At 71.7% G+C, this 2,608-nt stretch carries 3 protein-coding genes; 1 reads left to right on the plus strand and 2 read right to left on the minus strand.

The annotated features are described in order from the left end of the window. The first annotated feature begins 115 nt into the window (after window positions 1–115). The gene (locus tag ABZ885_RS39215) at window positions 116–1,027 is read left to right on the plus strand and encodes an arginase family protein (RefSeq protein ID WP_360199687.1); all 912 of its coding nucleotides are present in this window, start codon (window positions 116–118) and stop codon (window positions 1,025–1,027) included. 257 nt (window positions 1,028–1,284) lie between these two features. Here the strand turns inward: ABZ885_RS39215 and ABZ885_RS39220 are convergent, their stop codons facing one another. Continuing rightward, entirely contained in the window at window positions 1,285–1,983 is a 699-nt protein-coding gene (locus tag ABZ885_RS39220) for a YoaK family protein (protein WP_360199688.1), read from the minus strand. Between the two features lie 111 nt (window positions 1,984–2,094). Then, entirely contained in the window at window positions 2,095–2,373 is a 279-nt protein-coding gene (locus ABZ885_RS39225) for a hypothetical protein (RefSeq protein ID WP_360199690.1), read from the minus strand. Between the last annotated feature and the right edge of the window lie 235 nt (window positions 2,374–2,608).

Raw genomic sequence — 2,608 nt, forward strand, 5'->3', positions numbered from 1 at the left:
AGCCGAAGCAGCCCCGGCTCACCGCCGCCCGGTCCGGCCTGACCGGCGTCGGCATGCCGGCGATGCGCGGCGAAATCCCGTGGACCACCGTGCTTCTGAGGGCGAGAATGGCGCGATGCGCCGCATCGTCCTCATCGACGCCCCGTCCAACCTCGGCCTTCGACCGCCGGCAGAAGGCACCGTACCCGGCTGCTACAAGCTGGCCGGCGCGCTGCGCGAGCAGCGGCTGCTGCGACGGCTCGGCGCGGTGGAGGGCGGTGTCGTCGTGCCGCCCCGCTACGACCGCGGCGGCTGGCGCGAGGGCGACGGCGTGTTCAACGCCGAGGCCATCGCCGGCTACACCCGCAAGCTCGCCGACCGGCTCGAACACCACGTCCGCGCAGGCGACTTCCCGCTCGTCCTCGGCGGCGACTGCTCGATCCAGCTCGGCGCCTCACTCGCCCTGCGTCGCATCGGGCGCTTCGGGGTCGCCGTCATCGACGGATCCGCCGACTTCCGCCACCCCGGCAACTCCGACCGCGTCGGCGCCGCGGGCGGCGAGGAGCTCGCCCTCGGAACCGGCCGCGGCCAGGCCGACCTGACCGACCTCGAAGGGCTGCGCCCCTACCTCCGGGACGAGGACGTCCACGTCCTCGGAATCCGCGACTACGACGACGAGCGCGCCGAACTCACCGCGCTGAAGATCGCGAACACCACCGTCGGAGAGATCCGCGAGCTCGGCGTCGAGAAGCTGGCGGCCACGGTGGTGCGGAGCCTGGAAGCCGCCCCGACCGAGGGCTTCTGGGTCCACCTGGACGCGGACGTGCTGGACCCGTCCTTCATGCCGGCCGTCGACAGCCCCGACCCCGGCGGGCTCCTGCCCGACGAACTCTCCGTGCTGCTGCGGGCCCTGGTCGGATCGCCGCGCTGCGTCGGCTTCAACCTCACCATCTACGACCCCGACCTCGACCCCGACGGCTCCTGCGCGGCCCTGCTCGCCGACCTCCTCCAGCACGCCTTCGACGCCGGAACCGGGCCGAAAGCCTGAGCCCGGGCCGAGCCCGGCCCCGCGATGGCGGACGGCGTGAGGTGGCGGTCCGCCTCCGTTGCGCACTCGGGCAAAGGGCCGCGCGATGTCCTCCGGCAGGATCCGGGTCATCATGTGAGCGCGGGTGTCGTCCTGTCCGGCCGGGACGGGCAGTGCGCGAGCACTGACGTCAGCTTGAGTCGATCCACACCCCGACACACCGTCGGACGATCAAGCCGCCGTTCACATGACCGCCCCGGTAGAAGGGTCCTTGGTGGTCACGTGTTCACAGGCTCCCCGCCGCCGGCCCGTTCCACCTGACGCGTCTCCCGGATGAGCAACGCGAGAACGCCCACCAGCAGACCGGCCGCGACGGCGATCGCCGGCTCGCCGAACCGGCGCGTGCAGATCACCCCGACCAGTGCGCCGAGGGAGAACGCTCCCACGATGACACCGTAGAGCTGCGCTCGGCGTGCGCTCCTGCGGTCCCCTCGGGTCAGCCACTGGTGCACGGCGACGACGCACTGGCGGAGGTTTCCGGTGGTCATCAAGGTGGCGTACGGCTCGCCGCGCAATGTCGTGAACGTCGAGAACTGCAGCGCGGCGACGAAGGCCACGGTCACCGTCGTCACCGGCGCCGGCGCGTTGCCCGGCAGGGTGGCGAGCATGGTGAGCAGGGCGATCTCGGTCGTCAGCACCAGCCGGATCGGCCGGCGCACGATCGTGACCGCGCGAGGTGTTCCCAGCAGTTCCACGGCGAGCACGCCGATGATGAATGCACCCACGGGAACGAGCCGCAGGGCAGCGGCGTGCCAGTGCCGGGATGTCACCTGCACGCAGAACAGCACGACGTTGCCCGACTGCAGGTTGGCGAACACTCCGTGGCGGGTGAGCGTGTACGCATCGAGGAAGCCGCCGACCGACGCCAGCAGCGCGCCAACGGGCAGTTTGTCCGTACGGCGGTGGATTGTCACCATGAAGGTCATTGTTCCGGATGCCGGTGGTCGCACCCGCTCCCTGCGTTCCCCGAACGTTTCCCCGAACCGCTTCCCGAACCGGACGTGCAGACCTCCAGGGCGACAGTCTGACTACTGCGCCGCCCGCACGGCCGCCCCCGCGGAGGCGACATCCAGGTCGATCACGACCTCGTCGCCCTCCCAGCGACCACGCTGCGAGATCGCCAGGCCGATCAACGCGAGCTCCGCTGCCTGGTCCCGCAGTGCGTACTCCTCATGAGTCTCGGGAACTCGCCCGCCCAGCTCGTCGCGTGCCCACGCGTCCACCGCAGCCTCGGCCGCAGCCCTGGGCAGTCGCATCGTGACGCGACCGACCTGGGCATCGACCTGCTCCCCGATCACCGCCAGCACCTTCGAGTCCTCCCCTCTCCGTCCCGGCGGACGCGGTGGTCACGATCACCGCCGACGGCGCCGGCGGCGCCGACAACACCGGTACCGCCTGTACCGCCACGGGGACGGGCGGGACAGGGGCACGGGTGGTGACCACCCTCCCGCCGACGCCGCCGGGCTGCCGGTGGTCCGCACCACCCCGGTCCAGCTGCGCCGCGATCCGGCGCCCGTGCTCTGGGAGTTGACCACCCTGCTG

Origin of the sequence: Kitasatospora sp. NPDC047058 (genome assembly GCF_040643935.1) — a bacterium.
Classification (GTDB): Bacteria; Actinomycetota; Actinomycetes; order Streptomycetales; family Streptomycetaceae; genus Kitasatospora.

Coding starts and splice junctions, on each gene's coding strand:
- ABZ885_RS39220 (WP_360199688.1), bottom strand. CDS start 1,983: ATGGTGACAATCCACCGCCGTACGGACAAACTGCCCGTTGGCGCGCTG.
- ABZ885_RS39215 (WP_360199687.1), top strand. CDS start 116: ATGCGCCGCATCGTCCTCATCGACGCCCCGTCCAACCTCGGCCTTCGA.